This window comes from Pseudoalteromonas sp. S1608, assembly GCF_005887265.1.
GTDB lineage: Bacteria > Pseudomonadota > Gammaproteobacteria > Enterobacterales > Alteromonadaceae > Pseudoalteromonas > Pseudoalteromonas undina.
Genome location: NZ_PNDK01000083.1, coordinates 1 through 407 on the forward strand (window position 1 = coordinate 1; position 407 = coordinate 407).

Here is a 407-nt window from a genome sequence, read left to right on the forward strand (position 1 = left end):
TTCAAGCTCAGGCTCTGCTTCTGGTTCAGATTGCTCGTCTAAGCCATCAACTGACCAATCAGGTGCTTCTACATAATCATCACTTGTTTGTTCTAACTCGCTCAGTAGCTCATCAACGCTATCGAGGTTTTCATCATTGTACTCATCAAGCGCGTCTTCTGGATCGAGTAAATTAGAAGACGTATCGGTAAAATCATCTTCTGATTCAACATCAAGTTCAGGCTCAGCTGCAGTTTCTGACTCAGCTGCAACTTCAGGCTCTGCTTCAGGTTCAGGCTCAACTTCAAGCTCTGACTCTACTTCAATTTCAGGCTCAGCTTCAATTTCAGGCTCAGCTTCAATTTCTGGCTCTACCTCAGGCTCAGGCTCAGGCTCAGCAAAAGAAGAAGCCATAGAATCAACATAGT

Annotated in this window: 1 protein-coding gene; it reads right to left on the minus strand. The window is 44.7% G+C overall.

Annotated features, from left to right (window positions below):
* The coding region (locus CWB75_RS18780) for a hypothetical protein (RefSeq protein WP_249362348.1) at window positions 1–393 on the minus strand (393 nt) is incomplete at its 3' end.
* Window positions 394–407: the final 14 nt, after the last annotated feature.